The organism is Streptomyces sp. NPDC026538, assembly GCF_055567535.1.
The window spans coordinates 88722-105475 of the sequence record NZ_JBVHQG010000006.1 but is presented as its reverse complement, the minus strand read 5'-3'; the positions used below and the strand labels follow the sequence as shown (position 1 = coordinate 105475).

15 protein-coding genes and 2 pseudogenes are annotated in these 16754 nt (G+C 70.1%); 10 read left to right on the top strand and 7 right to left on the bottom strand.

Annotated features, from left to right (window positions below; translation table 11 throughout):
* Positions 1-52 precede the first annotated feature (52 nt).
* Together ACZ4N4_RS24260 and ACZ4N4_RS24255 are read left to right on the top strand one after the other, a co-directional pair.
* Positions 53-406 (top strand): ArsR/SmtB family transcription factor, encoded by a 354-nt coding sequence (locus ACZ4N4_RS24260; protein WP_101416083.1) that lies wholly within the window; start codon positions 53-55, stop codon positions 404-406.
* 174 nt (positions 407-580) lie between these two features.
* Positions 581-694: pseudogene (locus ACZ4N4_RS24255) on the top strand (transcriptional regulator); the annotation flags it as partial.
* A gap of 84 nt (positions 695-778) precedes the next feature.
* Here the strand turns inward: ACZ4N4_RS24255 and ACZ4N4_RS24250 are convergent.
* Positions 779-1006 (bottom strand): hypothetical protein, encoded by a 228-nt coding sequence (locus tag ACZ4N4_RS24250; RefSeq protein WP_467592024.1) that lies wholly within the window; start codon positions 1004-1006, stop codon positions 779-781.
* Positions 1007-1171: 165 nt separating this feature from the next.
* Here ACZ4N4_RS24250 and ACZ4N4_RS24245 point away from each other — a divergent pair, with 165 nt between their 5' ends.
* A complete protein-coding gene (locus ACZ4N4_RS24245; RefSeq protein ID WP_467592022.1) occupies positions 1172-1357 on the top strand; it encodes a hypothetical protein in 186 nt (61 codons plus the stop codon).
* Between the two features lie 698 nt (positions 1358-2055).
* Here the strand turns inward: ACZ4N4_RS24245 and ACZ4N4_RS24240 are convergent.
* Both ACZ4N4_RS24240 and ACZ4N4_RS24235 read right to left on the bottom strand, forming a co-directional pair.
* Positions 2056-2694 (bottom strand): helix-turn-helix domain-containing protein, encoded by a 639-nt coding sequence (locus ACZ4N4_RS24240; protein WP_467592020.1) that lies wholly within the window; start codon positions 2692-2694, stop codon positions 2056-2058.
* 602 nt (positions 2695-3296) lie between these two features.
* A complete protein-coding gene (locus ACZ4N4_RS24235; RefSeq protein WP_467592018.1) occupies positions 3297-3560 on the bottom strand; it encodes a hypothetical protein in 264 nt (87 codons plus the stop codon).
* A 188-nt stretch (positions 3561-3748) separates the two neighbouring features.
* Here ACZ4N4_RS24235 and ACZ4N4_RS24230 point away from each other — a divergent pair.
* Positions 3749-4552, top strand: a pseudogene (locus ACZ4N4_RS24230) (IS5 family transposase).
* Positions 4553-4557: 5 nt separating this feature from the next.
* Here ACZ4N4_RS24230 and ACZ4N4_RS24225 read toward each other — a convergent pair.
* On the bottom strand, positions 4558-6012 hold the full coding sequence (locus ACZ4N4_RS24225) for a glycoside hydrolase family 76 protein (RefSeq protein WP_467592016.1): 1455 nt from the start codon (positions 6010-6012) through the stop codon (positions 4558-4560).
* An 845-nt stretch (positions 6013-6857) separates the two neighbouring features.
* Between ACZ4N4_RS24225 and ACZ4N4_RS24220 the strand changes: the two genes are divergently transcribed.
* Positions 6858-7229, top strand: a complete 372-nt coding sequence (locus ACZ4N4_RS24220; protein ID WP_467592014.1) for a hypothetical protein — start codon at positions 6858-6860, stop codon at positions 7227-7229.
* Between the two features lie 704 nt (positions 7230-7933).
* Here ACZ4N4_RS24220 and ACZ4N4_RS24215 read toward each other — a convergent pair.
* The gene (locus tag ACZ4N4_RS24215) at positions 7934-9139 is read right to left on the bottom strand and encodes a cytochrome P450 (RefSeq protein WP_467592012.1); all 1206 of its coding nucleotides are present in this window, start codon (positions 9137-9139) and stop codon (positions 7934-7936) included.
* 875 nt (positions 9140-10014) lie between these two features.
* Here ACZ4N4_RS24215 and ACZ4N4_RS24210 point away from each other — a divergent pair.
* Positions 10015-10170, top strand: a complete 156-nt coding sequence (locus tag ACZ4N4_RS24210) for a hypothetical protein (protein WP_467592010.1) — start codon at positions 10015-10017, stop codon at positions 10168-10170.
* Positions 10171-10378: 208 nt separating this feature from the next.
* Positions 10379-10993: a hypothetical protein gene (locus ACZ4N4_RS24205; RefSeq protein ID WP_467592009.1), complete on the top strand. Its 615-nt coding sequence runs from the start codon at positions 10379-10381 to the stop codon at positions 10991-10993.
* Here the strand turns inward: ACZ4N4_RS24205 and ACZ4N4_RS24200 are convergent.
* Positions 10975-12111 (bottom strand): serine hydrolase domain-containing protein, encoded by a 1137-nt coding sequence (locus ACZ4N4_RS24200; protein ID WP_467592007.1) that lies wholly within the window; start codon positions 12109-12111, stop codon positions 10975-10977. The two genes, ACZ4N4_RS24205 and ACZ4N4_RS24200, sit on opposite strands and share 19 nt — an antisense overlap.
* A 351-nt stretch (positions 12112-12462) precedes the next feature.
* Here ACZ4N4_RS24200 and ACZ4N4_RS24195 point away from each other — a divergent pair, with 351 nt between their 5' ends.
* The 3 genes from ACZ4N4_RS24195 (at position 12463) to ACZ4N4_RS24185 (ending at position 15125) form a co-directional block, all read left to right on the top strand.
* Entirely contained in the window at positions 12463-13164 is a 702-nt protein-coding gene (locus tag ACZ4N4_RS24195; RefSeq protein WP_467592005.1) for a hypothetical protein, read from the top strand.
* Positions 13165-13225: 61 nt separating this feature from the next.
* Positions 13226-14179 (top strand): DUF5959 family protein, encoded by a 954-nt coding sequence (locus ACZ4N4_RS24190; protein ID WP_467592003.1) that lies wholly within the window; start codon positions 13226-13228, stop codon positions 14177-14179.
* Between the two features lie 700 nt (positions 14180-14879).
* Positions 14880-15125 (top strand): hypothetical protein, encoded by a 246-nt coding sequence (locus ACZ4N4_RS24185; protein ID WP_467592001.1) that lies wholly within the window; start codon positions 14880-14882, stop codon positions 15123-15125.
* 311 nt (positions 15126-15436) lie between these two features.
* Here ACZ4N4_RS24185 and ACZ4N4_RS24180 read toward each other — a convergent pair whose 3' ends face one another.
* Positions 15437-15658, bottom strand: coding sequence for a hypothetical protein (locus tag ACZ4N4_RS24180; RefSeq protein ID WP_453574135.1), 222 nt, complete (start codon positions 15656-15658; stop codon positions 15437-15439).
* Positions 15659-16754: the final 1096 nt, after the last annotated feature.

Sequence of the window (16754 nt, the reverse complement as noted above, 5' to 3'; positions counted from 1 at the left end):
GTAACCCATGTACGCGTAAACGCGAACATGAGGTGAGGGTTATTCTTTTCTCATGGCCAGCCGCACCTCATCCCCCCTCGTCCACCCCGACACGGACGACCTCGACCTCTTCAAGATCATGAGCGCGCTGACCGACGAGACCCGGCTCACCATCGTCGTCACCCTCTCCGTCTCCCCTGGCCTGGCCTGTAGCGGCTTCACGCAGGACGTCACCGCGTCCGTACTCACCCGCCACTTCCGCGTCCTGCGCGAGGCCGGTCTCATCCGGCAGCACGATGTCGGCACCCGCCGTTTCAACACCCTGCGCAAGGAAGATCTGGACCAGCGCTTCCCCGGACTGCTCGACCTCGTCCTCAAGGAGAGCGTCGGCCGCGTCGAGCCCTACACGAGCACCGAGAGCGCCTAACGCTCCGGGGCGCCCCTCCGCGGCCGCGACGAACCGGACCCACCGCAGCCAGGTGTCCAGCTTGCAGCCGGCTTCGATCACGTCGAACAACACCCCGTGCGCCGAGCGGCAGTAACCGGTGCCCCAGCAAGGCGATACGCCACCGGCCCCGACGTACCCGCTTACACGGAGGCGACGTACTACGCCGAACCCGGTTCCCCGTCGGCGGAGGCACTACGATTGCTGGCCAGCTGGGGCACCGACGCGGCAAGGGCGGGAGCCGGGATGCCGTCGGCACGCACGGCTTGATGAACAGTTGATCATCGGTAGTTGGCTGCGCGCCACGCCCAGCGTCCCTTCGCACGCCAGACGCCTCCGGGGGCAGTGCCGGATTCAGGACGGCGCGGGCGTGCTGCGGGTAGGCAGTGGAAGAACGGCGGCGCCGCTGCGCAGGGCGTCGTTTTCGAGGGCCGGCTGGCGGATGGCCTCCTCGTACAGGTTCCGGCGGGATGACTTCTCCCCGCACGTCTGCCGCGTCGACATCAGGCACCGCTCCAGGTGACGCACCCGCAGCTCCTCCACCCGTCGCGGCGGTTCCGTGAGCCCGTTGACCGTGGACACCTCCCGGTCCCAGCTCGTGTCCTACAGACGAGGTCCACGCTCGTCGCGACGACGCCACCACTCGTACGCCGCCCGGTCATCCATGGACGCGTCGCGCCAGTCAACGCCGGCCTCGCGCGAACCACAGAAAGTCGAAGTACGTGCGCAGATCCCGCCGCCCAGGTCGTGGCGGTCACCATCGACGCGGTCCAGTCGGGTGTCCTCCTGGAGAGGACCGGCCTGACCGCCGGCGACGCGTTCTCCGAGCTCGGTGACCTCCTGCTGGACGGGCTCAGTTCGGAGCAGGGCGCATTCGAGCCTCCGTCCACAGCTGTGCGCTCGCCCGGGGACCAGGTCTCGGCGCCCAGGTAAAGCCCGAGGCAAGGGGGGCACCTCCCGGATCGTCTCTGACAGGCACCACCCCCGCATCCCACGACGTGCGCTCTCAATGCCTTCCGAGGGCAGACCTCGGACCCGTTTTCGACACAGGCGCGCGTCAGAGACCCGACCGACTTGGCGCCGATGAGCGTCGGCACGTTGCGCTGTCACGTCGTGGACGGTCCGGCTTTCACTACATGAGGGCGCACGTGGGTGACTCGGACACGGCCAGGAACTGGTGAAACTGGCGCACCTTGCGCGGCGGCAGGAACACCCGGCGGCCCTGCGCCGCTTGGCCGCCGCCCCCGCCACCCTGAACTCCCCCAGCCCGCCCGGCGGGGGCACCTCAGGCACCAGCAGGGACCCCTCACCCAGCCGCATCCCGCAGTGAACAAGACCATCGGCGAACAGGGCGTTGCGCTCGCCGTGCCGTCCCCGCCACGCCGGGTCAGCGCCGCCTTCCGGTACCTCCCCGCGCAGTCCCACGTTCTGCCACAACAGGTTGTCCTCGAAGGACACGAACCGCAACGGCTCGTTCTCTGGATCTTGCTCTTCGATGCCTTTGCGGGCGATGCGGTGGCGGATGCCTCGCTTGCGGAGCCATCGGCGCACGGGCTGCGGATCACCCGGCTTTGCAAATCCACCGGAACGGCCATGCCGGAGCCGTGCACGAGCGGGCCGTGTCGGTTCTCTCAGCCGTCGCCGTCAGCGCTTTCGTCCTCGCTGCGGGCGATCCGCCACAGGAGCACGGCTACTGCGGCGCGTTGGCGTCCGCCGGGCTTCGTGACCGCGTAGCCGAGCTGGGTCGACAGCCAGGACAGGCGTTCTTGCAGGGTCGAGTGGTGGAGGTGGAGGCCGGTCGCGGCCTGCCGCAGACTCGCCTGGTCGAGCACTGCCCGGAGGGTGTCGATCACCCAGGGATGGGTGACCGGCACCTGGTCCAGGCGGTGCACGTCGGTGGTGGTGGCCGCCTCTCGCGGTGTGATCCGCTCGGCGAGCACGGCGAGGGCTCCGAGATCGTCGTATGCCACCAGGGACGGGCCGGGGCCGTCCGCGCGGTCGGACAGCCGCAGCGCGACACGGGCCCGCTCCAGGGCGGTCGGCAGGTGGGCCGGCCGCCGGGTGACGGCCGGCCCGGCCCGCAGGTCCTGGGGCAGGGCCGCTGCTTCCGGGACGAGGGCGACGGCGTCGGCCCCGATCCGGGTGGTGCGCGGTGTGGACGGTCCGGGGGAAGCCGTGACGACTACGGTCACGGGGCAGGTGAGCCCCAGCATGCCGACGGCGTCGAGCCGGTCGGTCTCGGAGACATCGAGGTCGCAGGCGATCCTCACCGCGGTATCGGCATCGCGTGGACGGAGTCGCCCGTGAGCGTCTGGATCGCACCGGTATCAGGTAGTGGACAGTGTTCCGGTCGTCGAGCATCGGGCGGATGAGGTTCTGGCCAAGACGTGGACGCCGGTGCCCGGTGCCCGGTGCCGTCGACGGTGAGGGCGGCTGGCTTCCCCCGACGGGGCAGGCCGGGTCACCGGCTGCTCGCGCTGGTGGCGATCGCGGGGAGGACGGCGAGAGCGAGGATGCCGCCGGTGATGGCGAGGACGGGGTAGCCGGAGGCACAGACGACGAGGCCGGACCTGAAGCCCCCGGTGGCTTGGCGCGGGTGGCCGGCGGCACGGCATCGGTGATCATCGCGGTGCCGGAGACGAGGCCCAGGTTCTAGCCCAGCCGCGGCTGGCGCTGCGGCGGCGGTGGTTCCGGCGGCGAGGGGGGGGGGAGGTCGGAGGCTGCGGCTATCGGCGTACGGCCGTACCGGTCGACAGCCAGCCGGTCAGCGGGGAGGGCAATACAGACATCAAGTCACGTACCGCCCTCTCAAGAGGCGGGGCTGTGCCCGTGTCGACCGCTACTGAGTTCCGGTGCACACGAGGGACGCACCCTAGTGTCGGCCAGCACCCCGCCTTCGGCGTTCCCGCAGACTCACCGCCCAGGCGGCCAGGACCAGGACGAGGCTCGAACCCGCGACGATCCGGTCCGCCGGGGTGCCGAACATCTGCTCCGACGCGGAGACAACCCCCGCCACTCCGGCGGCGAGAAGCAGCATCGGCAGCCGGCGCCACCAGGCTGGCAGCACGTCCATACGCCAGACAGACCAGCTCATCCAGGCAGTGACGAGCACGATGCACCAGGCCAAGCCACTCATGAGAACTCCATGAACTGCAGGCACCCGAACTTCGTTTGATCGGCGCGAGGATCTTGCTCCCTGCGGGTGGGCGAAGGCAAGGGCTCACTGCCGGGAGATTCCGGAGCACTTCCTTCGGGGCTGTGTGTGCAGACTAGGTAGGGCGTGTCGGCTGGTGGGCGACGATCTTCATCGGCAAGGTCTGTGGAGTGTCCGATGATCTTGTCCCTGATGACCTGTGGCAGCGCATAGCCCCACAGCTGCCGCAGCCCGCTCGAAGGCACCTGTACCCGGGCCGGCTTCGGGTGCCTGACCGTGTTGCACTGGCCGGCATTGTCTACGTGCTGCGCAAAGGTGTGGCCTGGCGGGATGTGCCCGCCAGTGTGGTGGGCTGCTCGGGCGTGACCCCCTGGCGCCGCCTGCGGGACTGGACCGAAGCGGGCGTCTGGCCCCGGCTGCACGCGGAACTCCTTGCCGAACTGCGCAAGGCGGGTTTGCTGGAGATGGACGACTGCGCGGTCGACGGCTCCCATGTCAGGGCCCTCAAAGGGGGGATCACGTCGGGCCGTCGCCGGTCGACCGAGCCCGTCCCGGCTCCAAGCACCACCTGATCGTCGACCGCCGCGGAACCCCGCTGGCCGTGTCCGTGACGGGCGGAAACCGGCATGACGTGACGCAACTGATCCCACTGCTGGACGCGATCCCGCGAATACGGGGGCTTCGAGGACGTCCGCGCAGCAAGCCCAAGCGCCTGTTTGCCGACCGCGGCTACGACTACGACAAGTACCGCCGGCGGCTGTGGCAGCGCGGCATCAAGCCCTTCATCGCCCGACGCGGCGTCACCCACGGATCCGGCCTGGGCAAGACCCGCTGGGTCCTCGAGCGCACCTTCGCCTGGCTCCACCAGTTCAAACGACTGCGCACCCGCTACGAACGCCGCCGACCTCCACCAGGGCCTCTTGGAACTGGCCTGCAGCATCATCTGCCTCCGACGACTCCGCACGTCATTGTGAAACGATCAGTAAGTAGCGGCGTTCATGAGATCGAGGGCGCTGTGCTGTCGTGCGGCGTCGACGGTGTCCACAGGGCCGTACCAGTGCAGGCCGTACTGGTCCAGGGCGTTGCGGTCGCTGCTGTGGGCAAGGTTGGCCTGGCGCTGGAGGTAGGCGGTGTAGGGGTGGTCGGTCAGTGCGCTGTTGAGCTGTGCCAGGCCCCGGACGTCGGCGCCCTTGAAGGAGGGCCCGTCGGCTCCGCAACTGCCCGTTTCGCAGGGGTCCTTCAGGGTGCCGTCGGCAGTGTTGAGCTGCGACGAGGTGGTGTTGGCGTCGGCGATACGCCGGGCGGTGTCCAGCAGGGCACTGTCACCGGTGGCGGTGTGGAGCTCGGTGAGGGCCGCGATGAGGACACCCTGGTTGTAGGACCAGACGGTGGTGTCGCCGGTCTTGCAGGTGGACAGTGACAGGCCGTCGGAGACGGTGTTGCCGGAGGTGATGAGACCGGTGCCTTTCAGCCATGACCATGCCGCCTGGGCCCGGCCCAGGTAGACGGTGTCACCCGGGATGCGGTTGTGCAGTGCCGCGTTGAGCTGGATGTAGAGGGAGTTGGGGATGGCGTTCTTGGTCGACTTGGCGGTGCTCCAGTACACCCCGCCACCGCATGTGGAGTCCCAGTACGACGCCATGTAGTCCGCGTCCGCTCGCGCGGTGTCGAGGTAGCGGCTGTCCTTGGTGAGATCGTAGGCCGCCACCCAGGCAAGGCCCCACCAGCCCGTGTCGTCGATGTAGGAGTTTCTGAACTGACCACTCTGGGCGTTGATGTTGAGGTCGTATGTCCGTCCGACGGCGTACTGGTAACTCGTGATGCCGGTCTTGCGGATATCGCCGATCAGGGATGTCAGCGCGTTGGCCGAGTTCCACCACCCGGTCGTCGAGAACAGCCCGGTCCCGTAGTCATAGAACTCCATGAGCGCGGTGGCCGCGGCGCCGCGGCGGTCCGCGGCATTCCAGGTGGTACGGGCCCAGGGCGTGCACGCGATGTCGGCTCGGTCGCCTGCCTTGCCGCAGGCCCGCAGGGCCCCCACTCCGTGGTTGGCCCAGTCGTCGGCGTTGTACATCAGGGTGCGCCATCCCCGCTGACCGGACGGGATGGTGGTGTCACCCAGTCGGCTGCCCGAACTCCATGTGCGGCCGCCGTCGAAGGACCGGTCGAGCCAGACTTCGTCCGTGGGGCTTCCGTTGTCGATCGAGGCCCAGCCCATGTCGTCGCTGTCGTCGAGGTGCAGCGTGATGGAGCGCGAGAACAGGGTGGTGGTGACGGGCATACGGTCGCCGGGGGAGAGCGCAGGATCCCTGCCGTCGCAGTACTTGTCGCACACGGTGACGGCGGCCTGGGCCGCGCCGGGCACGAGGACAGCCGACATCGTTGTCATCATGCTGAGGGCGAGAGCGGTGATGGTGGTGCGGAGGAGATGCATGTGAGCTCCTGTGGGGGTACGGCGCGCCATGCTGTGCTCGCGAACGGGGAAGGGGCACACGGCCGGGATCGAAGCTGCCGGCATGCGGTCTGCTGTCAGCTGCTGAGCCATGGTGCCGCTGCGTGCGGATGGTGAAGGCGGCCCGGGAGGCAGGGAGTTGGCCGGACACCCGGCTGGTTGCGGGTGACCGGATGGGTTGTGGGGGTCCTGGGCCGCTGCGGGGCTGAAGACCATCGTGTGCAGCCGGTGTCGGATGCGCCGTCTTGGTCTGTGCAGGCAGCCCCGCCCGTAGGATCGGGAAATTGCATGCGCCTGTCAATGGCCAAGTAACCTGAACTGCCCCTAAAGGCGGCTTGCATGGGGAACCTGGCAAGCCCAGCGGTCCAGGAGGAGGGGACGAGCCGTCAGTGATGGTGGGCGCCATCTACCAGTGTGCTGACGTGTGGGGTGCCATGCCCGGTGCGAGGCCTCCCGCGGATCCCCCCCCGGGGGCGGGAGGCGAGTCCAGGGAGACGCGGGAGACGACGCTTCGCGGTGTTCCGGCCGCGTGCTGGTGGACCCGACACGAGGTCGAGTCGCCGCTGACCATGCTCGAGCGTGAGGTGATCAATGAGGGCCTGGCCGCCTCGCGTTCGAATCCCGGAGGCTGGAAGTAAGGCCGGCGCTCTGACCACATACGTGCACCGACTCGGGTAGCCGGAACCCGGCTCACATGGGGCGGTAATCTCTGCGCTCGGCCGGATGTTCCGCCGGCAGTCGAAGGGAAGCGGGCAATGGGGTTTGCGCGGCAGGTCGGGACGGGTGCGGGAGCGGAGAGAGAGCCGAGCCTGCTGCCGGCTCTTGGGATGTTCATCGTGCTTGCCGCAGTACTGGAACGCTGTCTGTCGCTGGTCGGTGGACCGGAGACGTACATACTCTGCGGTGACCTTGTAGCGCTGTCCAAACGTCTCGACCGGGAAGCCGGCGTGAACCGGTGGCTCCTGCTGGCCGGCCTCGTGCTGTCCGTGGCCGCTCTGGTCATCCCACACGTGCGCCGCGGACGAGTTCTTCCCGTGCTCATGCTGTCGTCGGTTTTGATTTCGGTCGTTCTGGCGGACGATTATGCGGCGCGTGCGGATGCCGTCGCCTTGCGGATCTCGACATCCCAGACTTGCGACGAACCCACGAACGTCTACGACACTTCCCGAGGCTGGTTCAACTGGAATCCGCTCGGCTGACCGTGCACGAACTCGCTGCGGATGCGGCCACGTTCCCGGCGTTCGGCGGCCAGGACGTCACGGTGGCTGCCGTTCGCTGCGTTACGCCACCGGAGGTAGGTAGGCGGGTCGGGGCGCGGCGCTGTCCGACCTTGATGGAGGGCTTCACGGCTGTCGCCGACGGTCTTCCACGGTCCCTCTTGCTCGTCAACGGAAACGGCAGCACGGGCTGGTCGCCGGAGGGACAGGCAGGGGGGCGGCGGTCGCGCACGCGGGCGTGCCGCGTCCCGGCGGTGGACGATGCCCTGTGTCGAGCGGTACGGCGGTGGCGAGTGCCACCTGCGGCGAGGTGCCGCGGCAACAAGGACCGTCGCACGGCCAGCGGCTCACTCCTGGGCGAACACGGTGCCTCACGGGGCCGCGCGGTGGGCTCAGGCGGTGCTCCGGCGAATGCCGCGCTGTGACCAGTGGCCGGTGGCCGGTGGCGGTGGCGGTGCCGGAGCCGAGGCCCCGGCACCGCGCCGCAGCTACGCGCGCTTCACCGTCAGCGTCACCGCGTTGCCGCTGGCGTCGGTAGCGGTGACGAGCAGCCGAGAACCTCCACCAGTCGCCTGTGCCGACCGGGGCTTCCGTGTCGGGTTCGCGGTGTGGCTGCTACGAGGGAGGTGCTGGGTGTGTCTGCCGGGCTCGGGGTGGGCGTGGGTGGCGGGATCAGTGCGGGTCTCCTACCAGGCGACGGGCAGCTCGATCGGGAAGCGCCGGATTGTCTCGGTGTCCCAGCGGATTTCCTGAGGTGGGACCGCGAGCCGCAGACCGGGGAACCGGTCCAGCAGCCGTCCGATGGCTACTTCCAGTTCTGCCATGGCCAGGGGTACGGCGATGCAGCGGTGTCCGCCCCAGCCGAAGGTCATGTGCGGTGCCGGGGGCCGGTCGGGGTCGATGGACTGCGGGTCCGGGTATCGCTGCGGGTCGCGGTTCGCCGTCAGGTACGACACATGGACGAAGTCGCCCTTTCTGATCCGTACCCCGGCCATCTCCACGTCCTCCCGTGCCACGCGGGGAATGCCGACTCCCTTGCGGAAGGGGATGACGCGGAGCAGCTCGTTCAGGACGTCCGTGAGGGTCTCCGGCTGGCTGCGCAGGCGTTTCATCAGTTCGGGCCGGGTCAGGAGGAGGTAGCAGATGTCGCTGATCTGGCAGGTGGCCGTGTCCTGCCCGCTGAGCGTCAGCGTGAGCGCCATCACGGCCACTTCCTGGTCGTCGAGTGTGTCCTCGCCGTCCTTCGCGCTGGCCAACGCGCTGATCAGGTCGTCGCCGGGAGAACTCCGCCGCTGTTCGACCAGTGCGGTGAAGTAGTCGCGCAGTTCGGTCTTGGCGGCTGCGGCGGTCGTGCGGCTGTCCGGGCCGGTGGCGAGGAGTCGCTGCAGGTTCTGCTGCATCCGGCTCCAGTCGCCCTGGGGAATGCCGAACAGGTCGAAGACGGTGTGCCGGGGGAGAGGGTTCGACAGATGGCCTACGAGATCCGCCGGCGGTCCCTGCTCGGCCATCTCGTCGAGCAGGGCGTCCGCGAGGCGGGTGATCCTTGCTCGCATTGCGTCCACCCGCCGCTGGGTGAACGCCTGCGAGGCCAGGTGGCGCAGGCGGCTGCTGTGCGGCGGGTCCATCACATTGATCGACTCGGCGGAGACGATGGGCTCCGGCGTCAGCCGGGGGAAGTCGGACCCCATGATTCCCGCCCGGCTGAACCGCTGATCAGTGGTCACCTGCTGCACCCCCTCGAAGCCGGTGACCAGCCAGGCATCGGCGTCACCGTAGGGCAGCCGGATCCGGGCGATGGAACCACGGTCCATGAGCGCCGTCAGGGAGGGATCGAACTCCAAGCCCTCACTGAAGTCGAACGGACAGGTGATTGCTTCGTCGCCTGAGGTCATCGCACTGTTCTCCCTGGTTCGCCGACTTTGCTCTTTCATGAATAGGTCACTCGGCGGCATCGGGCCACCGCTGTACCTCCGGTGCGCTTCCCCGCCCCGACGCCCGCGCGGCCGGCGGACAGCGCCGTGGGTACACGGAGTCGCGCCGCTGGAGCCGCATGTGTCCGTTGAGCGGGCGGCGTGGAGAGCGATGGGCCCATCACAGGAGAGTGATCAAGGCAGCCCTGTTCCGGAAGCGGACTTGGATCCCCTGGCGTGATCCTTGAGAGCGTTTCGGCAGGTGGAAGGCGGTCCACGTACGACACGACGGCTGGCACCCCGGACTGCGCGGCGAGCGGCCTCGACAAATACCTCCACGCCCGCGACCAGCAGCCCGGCAGTGGCGTCGCCGCGCTGTCCGCCGACGCGTCGGGCGGTGCGACCCGCACGACCGCACGGCCCTGGGGCGTCCACACGCCCTACGTCGAGTCGGTGGCCGCGCCGGGCCATGCTCCCCGACCCCCACCCACACGCTCGCCGTCCCGTTCCAGCTCCCGCCCGCCGCCACCGCCCTCACCCTCAGTGCCCCGGCCATCTCGGCCCGGGCGGCGTGGCTGACCGTCGTGGGGGGCAGCTCGCCAAGGGCTTCAACACGACCGACAGCCGTACGAGCACGGGCTGCTCACGGCCGAGGTCGGCGAGGCACTCACGGCGTGGCGCAAGGGCCCGCCCGACCGCGGTGAAGAACTCGCCGACGTCTTCCGCCACCCCACGGCGATCGCGGAGATGCTGGGCGTCGACCTTGGTGAAGAGGACGAACGAAAGATCGCAAAGAACGCCCGACGTGAGTACACCGCCAGGGCCAACGGCGTACTGGTGCCATCCACGCCCTCGGCGTGTTCACCGGCGGCCAGGCCGTCCAGCAGGTCAATGCCGGCCTCCGAGCCATCTACCTGTCCGGCTGGCAGGTCGCCGCCGACGCCAACCAGGCCGGCACACCTGCCACGGAGGTCCAGCCGCCGGGCATGGCCGGCTCGGCGCGCCCCAACTGAACCCCGCGGACCGGCTGAGCACAGCGCCCCGACTCCACCCCCGCGGACCGGCTGACCGGCTGAGCACAGCGCCCCGACTCCCCCCGCTGAGCGGCTGAGCACAGTCGAGGCAGGCGGCTGCTTGTCGCCATACCGGTTTCACCACCGTTGCCAGACCTGAAAACGCTCTGAAACCGCGCTGAATGGGGGTTCGGCCACGCTCTGCGGCATGACGACGACGGCCCCGTCAGGGCCGGCGGCCCGGGAGGGGATCACCATGAACGGCCTGCGACTGATCCGTCGGCACGCGGCGGCCTTCGGGCGCTTCGCCGGGCTGGGCAGTGTGGTCACCCTGGCGGCTTCCGCAGCCCTGGTCCTGCTCTCGCGGTGGATTCCGTGGATGGCGGCGAATGCGCTGACCACCGTCGTCTCCACCGTGGTCGCGACCGAGCTGCACGCTCGTGTCTCGTTCGGCCACGGACGGCCCGGTCTGGCCGGCCACCTGAAGAGCGCGGCCACCACTGCCCTCGGATGGCTGGTCACGTCCGCCGCGGTCGGCGCGCTGACCGCACTTCGCCCCGGCGCCGGACTCGTCCTGCAGCAGACGGTGTACCTGTCGGCCACCGCGCTCGTCGGGATCGGCCGCTATCTCGTGCTGCGTACGGGTGTGTTCGCCCAGCGCACCCCTCGGCCGCGAACCGACGGCGTGCGCTTGCGGGCCGCGTACGACCCGGAGGTGCGACGGCGGGCGGCAACAGGACGGCGGCCCAAGGGTCTGGGCCGGCGGCGCGTGCCGTGGGGGTCGGCAGTAGCACGGTCAGGCAGTCAGGAGGTTGCGGCGTAGGTCCAGAAGTCGCGCATCCAGGCGGTGAAGGCTGGGCCGGGCAGGCCGCAGGGGGTGAGGAGGACGGTGACCGTATCGGTGGCCGGGACGATGTGGGCGGCGGTGCCGGTGCCGCCCACCCACCCGTAGCGGCCGGGGACGTTCCAGGGCTCCGCAGAGGTGATGTCGACCGATCCGCCGTAACCCCAGCCCTGGCCCTGCAGGAAGAGGGAGCCCTCTTCGCGCTGCACGGGGGTGAGGTGATCCGTCGTCATGAGGCGCACGGACTCCGGGGAGAGCACGGTGCCGCCACCGGCCAGCAGCATGCGGCCGAAGGCGAGCCAGTCCGCGGCGGTGGCCACCAGACCGCCCGCACCCGAGGGAAACACGGGCGGAGTGGACCAGGCGCCGTCGGGAGCGTCGGCGAGGGTGAGGGCGCCGTCGGGGTCGGTCCGGTAGTAGGGGGTGAGGCGGTGTCGCGCCGCGGCCGGTACGGCGAATCCGGTGTCCACCATCCCGAGCGGCTCGAAGATCCGTTCGGCCAGGAATTCCGGCAGCGGGCGCCCCGCCGCGCGTGCGACGAGTACTCCCTGCAAGTCGGAACTGGCGTTGTAGAGGAACGCCTCTCCGGGCTGGCGCAGCAGCGGAAGGCCCGAGAGCGCGGCTACCCACTCGTCCGGAGTCGCCGTCGGACGCGGCCCGCCGTTGTACACGGCCACGTCCGCGAACAGGGGCTGAAGGACCGGCGCGGCGAAATCCGCCCCGAAGCCCCACCCCGAGCGCGACGACAGGACGTCTTCCACGGTGATGGGACGGGCGGCCGGCACCACGTCGTCCAACCCGCTGGCGGGAGTACGGACGACCACCGGGGACGCCAGCTCGGGCAGCCAGCGCGCGATCGGCGCGTCCAGGGTGAGCACGCCATCGTCGACCAGCGCCAGCACGGCGGCGGCAGTCACGGGCTTGGTGATCGAGGAGAGCCGGAACAGAGCGTCGGCCTGCAACGGCGCCGAGCCTCCCGGCTCCGCCGATCCCACGGCCGCGACCTCCACGTCGCCGGCACGGTCCACCAGAGCCACCGCCCCGGGAAAGACCCCCTCGGCAACGTACTTCTCCAACATCGCGGTCAGGTGGCTCATCAGGCCCAGCCTCTCGTTGTCGGCGCCGGTTACAACTCTAGGACCGGCCGTCCGCCAAAAACTCATCGGCGCCGACCCGCACACCCCGCTTTGCCGGCCCTCGGGCAGAACACGCCGACGAAGCCCTGCCCTCGACCGCTGGTGCCCGTGGTTCCCCGCCCGATCGAGCACGCGAGGGGCACGACTCACTCCGACAACGCCAACGCGTGCGGGAGATCGTAGGCGTCCCGTAGCAGGCGTCGGACTCTCGAGTGGACCTCTGGAGGGAACCGCAGACCAGGGTGAGCTCGTGTCCTGGTGCAGACGGAAGGGGAGACGCGGCGCGGTACGGAGGAAGGGAAAGGAGGGACCATGCAGATCATCGAAGTGACCGGGTACGCCGTCCGCTCTGCTGTGATCCGCATGAGGCGGACGGGGACGCCACTTGAATTCGTGATCTTCCCGATGCTGCATGTGGCATCGCCGACGTTCTACTCCCAGGTCCGCCTCCGACTCAGGGAATGCGACCTCATAGTCATCGAGGGAATCCGGGGAAGATCGGCCGGAGTGAGCGCCCTCACGCTCGCCTACCGGTTCGCTCCGCGCCGACGGCGCAATGGCCTGCAGGAACAGCGCGATGAACTGGTGCTCCCCGAAGGCGTACCGGTGATCAACCCGGACGTGACCGCCGCCGAGGCGATCGCGGACCTGAAGACACTGCCGCGGTGGACGTACGTACTGCTCATGGTCGCGGCCCCCGTGATGGGCCTGGTGTTCGCGCTGCGCGGCCCCCGCGCCTTCCTCGACGAAGACCAGGAGGTCGAGGACCTGCCGTCGACACTGCGGGCGGAGATGATGGCAGACAGCCCTGTGGTGCACGCGATGACCGACCGGCGCGACCAGCGACTGCTCGACGCGCTCGGCGAGATCCACTCGGAACGCGGCGACGAAGCGATCCGGGTGGCCGTCGTCTACGGAGCCGGGCACGTCCCGGCGATCGTCTCAGGACTGTGGAACCACTACGGGTACCGGCCGCGCGAAGCCGAGTGGCTCACCGTCCTTGTCCCGGGGTAGACCGCTACGGGACTGTCCCCGCCCGTGGCGGGGCCGGCGCCGCACTTGGGCGGCGCGGCCCGTGCCGTTCCCGCCGGTGGTTGTCGCGGCAGCATCGACGGCGGCGGTCTGCATCCCGACCGTGCCGACGGCCCGTCAGTACCCGCCCGCCCTGCCGTTCGTGACCACGCAGCACTGGAGCCTGACTACAGGCAGCCGGGTCGCGGTACCAATACCGCCCGCGGACTCCGGCACCCGGCATCCCATCCCGTTCGTGTACCTCAACGGCGGACCGGTCCGTGGAATCTCGGTGCTCGACCACCGGTTCCTGCGGCTCCTGGCACGCCAGGGCTACGACGTCTACGTCTGCGAACAGGCCGGTGGCGGACGAAGCGATCTGTACCCGCGACGAGATCCCTGCCTTCCTGCACGACCACAAATGAAGACGTTGCAACCCGACACCGGCGACGGCGGGCCAACCCTCGAAGCCGCCCGGGCCCTGCGGCGATTACGGCAAAGGACTTGGAGCTTCCCTGAGGAAATGTGGTGGCGGATGCACGGCGGCGGGGCGACGATCTCCCGGTACTCGCCGATGAAGGGGATTCTTATGGGCGGTGTCGCTCCGAGGGAGCTCATCTCCCTCGCCGATGACGAGGGGAACAGCGTCACCGTCAACGTCCTGGGGCGCAGTCCCGGGTGGGCTGCCGGGCTCGATGCCGAGATCGTCGTAGGGACGCCCTTTGTGTCCGGCCGCTGCTACCTGGCGTTGTGCGTTTCGAAGCTGGAGAGCTGGTCCGACGCGCTGAACAGGCTCGACGCCGGCGAGGATGTCGCCTGGATGGAGATGAGCAGGGGGGCGTCCATCTTCATCCGGCTCACTGGCGAGCGTGACTGTCCGGAGGTGGTCGTGGAGGACGAGTCAGGATCCATGGTCACCGTGCATGTGCCGATCGCTCTGCCGGACGACTGGATCGCCGACCACCGACAGCGTCTGCACCAGCTGATGAAGCACTGGGTTCCGATGCTCTCGGCGTAGGGAGACAAGCTGCCGCCGGCAAAGGACACGACAACCGTGGTCGCACCCGTCCGCCGCCGTGGGCCACGGGTTTGACGGGGTATCAGCGGTGGTCGGCCGCGTCGAACCGGGCCCGTCGCAGGTTCACCTTTTCGAGTGTGGGGCCCACCGTGGCGGGCCCCACACCGGTCTCGGCGGGTCATGGCGTCGATCAGATGGTGGGCACCGTCGCGGATCAGGTCCTCGGCGACGGCTTCGCCGGGAACCTGGGGACGCTCTCTCGGAGCCCTGCGCATCTGCTCGCAGCCCATGTTCAATCTGTCCTGCGTGACGGTCCGTTTCACTCGCCTCGCGGCTGGACGCACATGGGCACCGTCATCTGCGACGCCGACTGTCATGCCCGACGCCGCCACCGCTCGGCCATCGGGCCGAGGCTTCTCCGGCGTCAGTCGGTGTGGCCTGACGCGGCACGGTCCGTGGCTCCCAGGCACGGATCACCACGGAAGACCTGGCCTTCGCCGTGGACTTCAACGCCCAGGGCAGCGTGGCGACGGCTCACGCCGTCCCCCTGGCCGCTCAAAGCGGCGTCGGCGAGGGTGAGGCCGTGGCAACCCGGGCAGCCTCCGGGTCATCGGCCCGCGGCTCTGTGAGCCACTGGCGGCGCGCGCAACGTGGGCGCGTGTAACCACCCACATGCCGCTGTCGCGCTGAGCCGGGCCGCGTGACCGGCTCGTTCGCGGTTGCCGCCCGTCCACTCACCGTGTGCGGCCAGGCGCAGGGCGACCAGCCGACGGTCCTGTGCCCCGCGGCCGTTCCTGATGTCCCGGGATCCGTTGCCGCGTCGATGCCGGCGGCCGTGGCCACCGGCCGTGACCGGGCGAGGACCGATTTCGGCCTCCTGCTGGTCGGCTGGTGCCATGCCCGGCTGGGAGCCTTGGACATCGGCGGCCTCCTGGAACCGGCGTAGCCGCGGGGCTGACCCTTCGGCCTCTCGCGCCGGCGCCGCCGGGCCGCTCTCCTCCTGCGGGCGACACCCGGTCCCTGGCGTGCGATGGGGGCCGGTCGGACAGACCGGAAGGCCGACAGGTGGCGGCCCATCCGGGAGCAATGTGCGGCGGCAGGCGCCCGATCGCCCGATCGGGTGAACGCGTCACCGGACGCGCCCCGCCCGACGCCGTGTCCACCCCCGCCACCCCGCCGCCCCCGGCTCGCACGGGTGCAGGCGCCGAGAACGGCTGCACGTCGGCGCGGCCCGGGCGCGGCTGTGCCCGTGGCGGGCTACCAGATCAGGCACCAGTAGTCGCCGTAGTGCCCGATGCCGATACGCCGGCCCTGCGGTACGAGGTTGGGGTCCGGCTGTCCCACGGCCGAAAGCGAGCAGACCGGGTCGCCGACCGCCTTGGCAGCTGCCATCCGCTTGGCGGCGGCCACCGCTTCCGGCGACGTGACCCAGGTGGTGGTTCCCGGTTTGTTGCCGGTGGTCGTCGGGGCCGGAGTCACGGGCAGCGGTGTCTGCGAAGGCTGCGAGGTTGCCGGGGGCGGGCTCGGCCGCGTCGTCGTGGGGACCGGCGAGGGCCGGGGCGGGGTCGGCCGGGGCGGGGTCACGGACGGTCTGGGCACCGGTGTCTGCGAAGGCGGTGGGGTGACCGGGGGCGGGGTCGGCCGGGGCGGGGTGACGGACGGTCTGGGCGTCGGTGTGCGGGGAGGGGCCGGCTTCGTGGTCGGGGTGTGCACCGGCGGCGGGGGAGCGGGTTTCGTTTGGTGAGGCGCGGGCCGGGTGGCGGTCGGCACCGGCCGTACGGTGCGGGTCGGTCTGGGTGCGGGGGTGCGTGCCGGCGGCGGGGTCGCCGGGGCCGGTGAACTCGGAGTCGCCGAGGCCGGTGAACTCGGGGCCGACGGCCGCGGCGAAAGGGACAGGGACGGACTCGGCGTGGACGGTGACACCGGTATCGACGGCAACGCTGTCACCGAGGGTGACAGCGTCGAGTGGGGGGCGCTGCCGCCGTGGTGGGACGACACCAGCGCCCAGGCCCCCAGACCGGCTCCCAGGGCGACCACGGCCGCTCCGCCCGCTATCCACGGAGTCCGCCGCGATGGCTGCCGGTGCCGGTTCATGGTTCTCACTGTCTATCCGATCGCCGACGGCCTCAAGCCGGAGCCCGAGCCGCCGCGCACCTCCCGGCAGCGTCCGCGGGTGCCGTGCTCGTGGCCTGGCACGGCATGTGCCGGGACGATAGTGACCCTTCGAGTGGCTGCCGCCTGCGGCACGAGCACCGGTGCCACAGGCACCGCGACCGCCTCGGTCGCCGCGAAAGTGATGCCGTTCCAGGCTGGTGACGGGGACCAGGTCGGCGGCGGGGACTGGGTCGAGTCCGCCGGGCGCCAGTCCGTCCCTGCTGCCGCCGCGACGGCCGAAGCAGGGACAGCGGCGTTCATCAGGGCGGATGCGGCGGCCTGTGCCGGCGACGGGCCATGGCCGCCCCAGCAGCCGCACGGCAACCGGCGCGCCTTGTCAGCCGACGCCTCGTCCAGGGCGTCCAGACCGGAGGGTGAGGCAAGCAGCCGGTCCCGCCCCGGCGTCCGGTCCCTCCCGGAG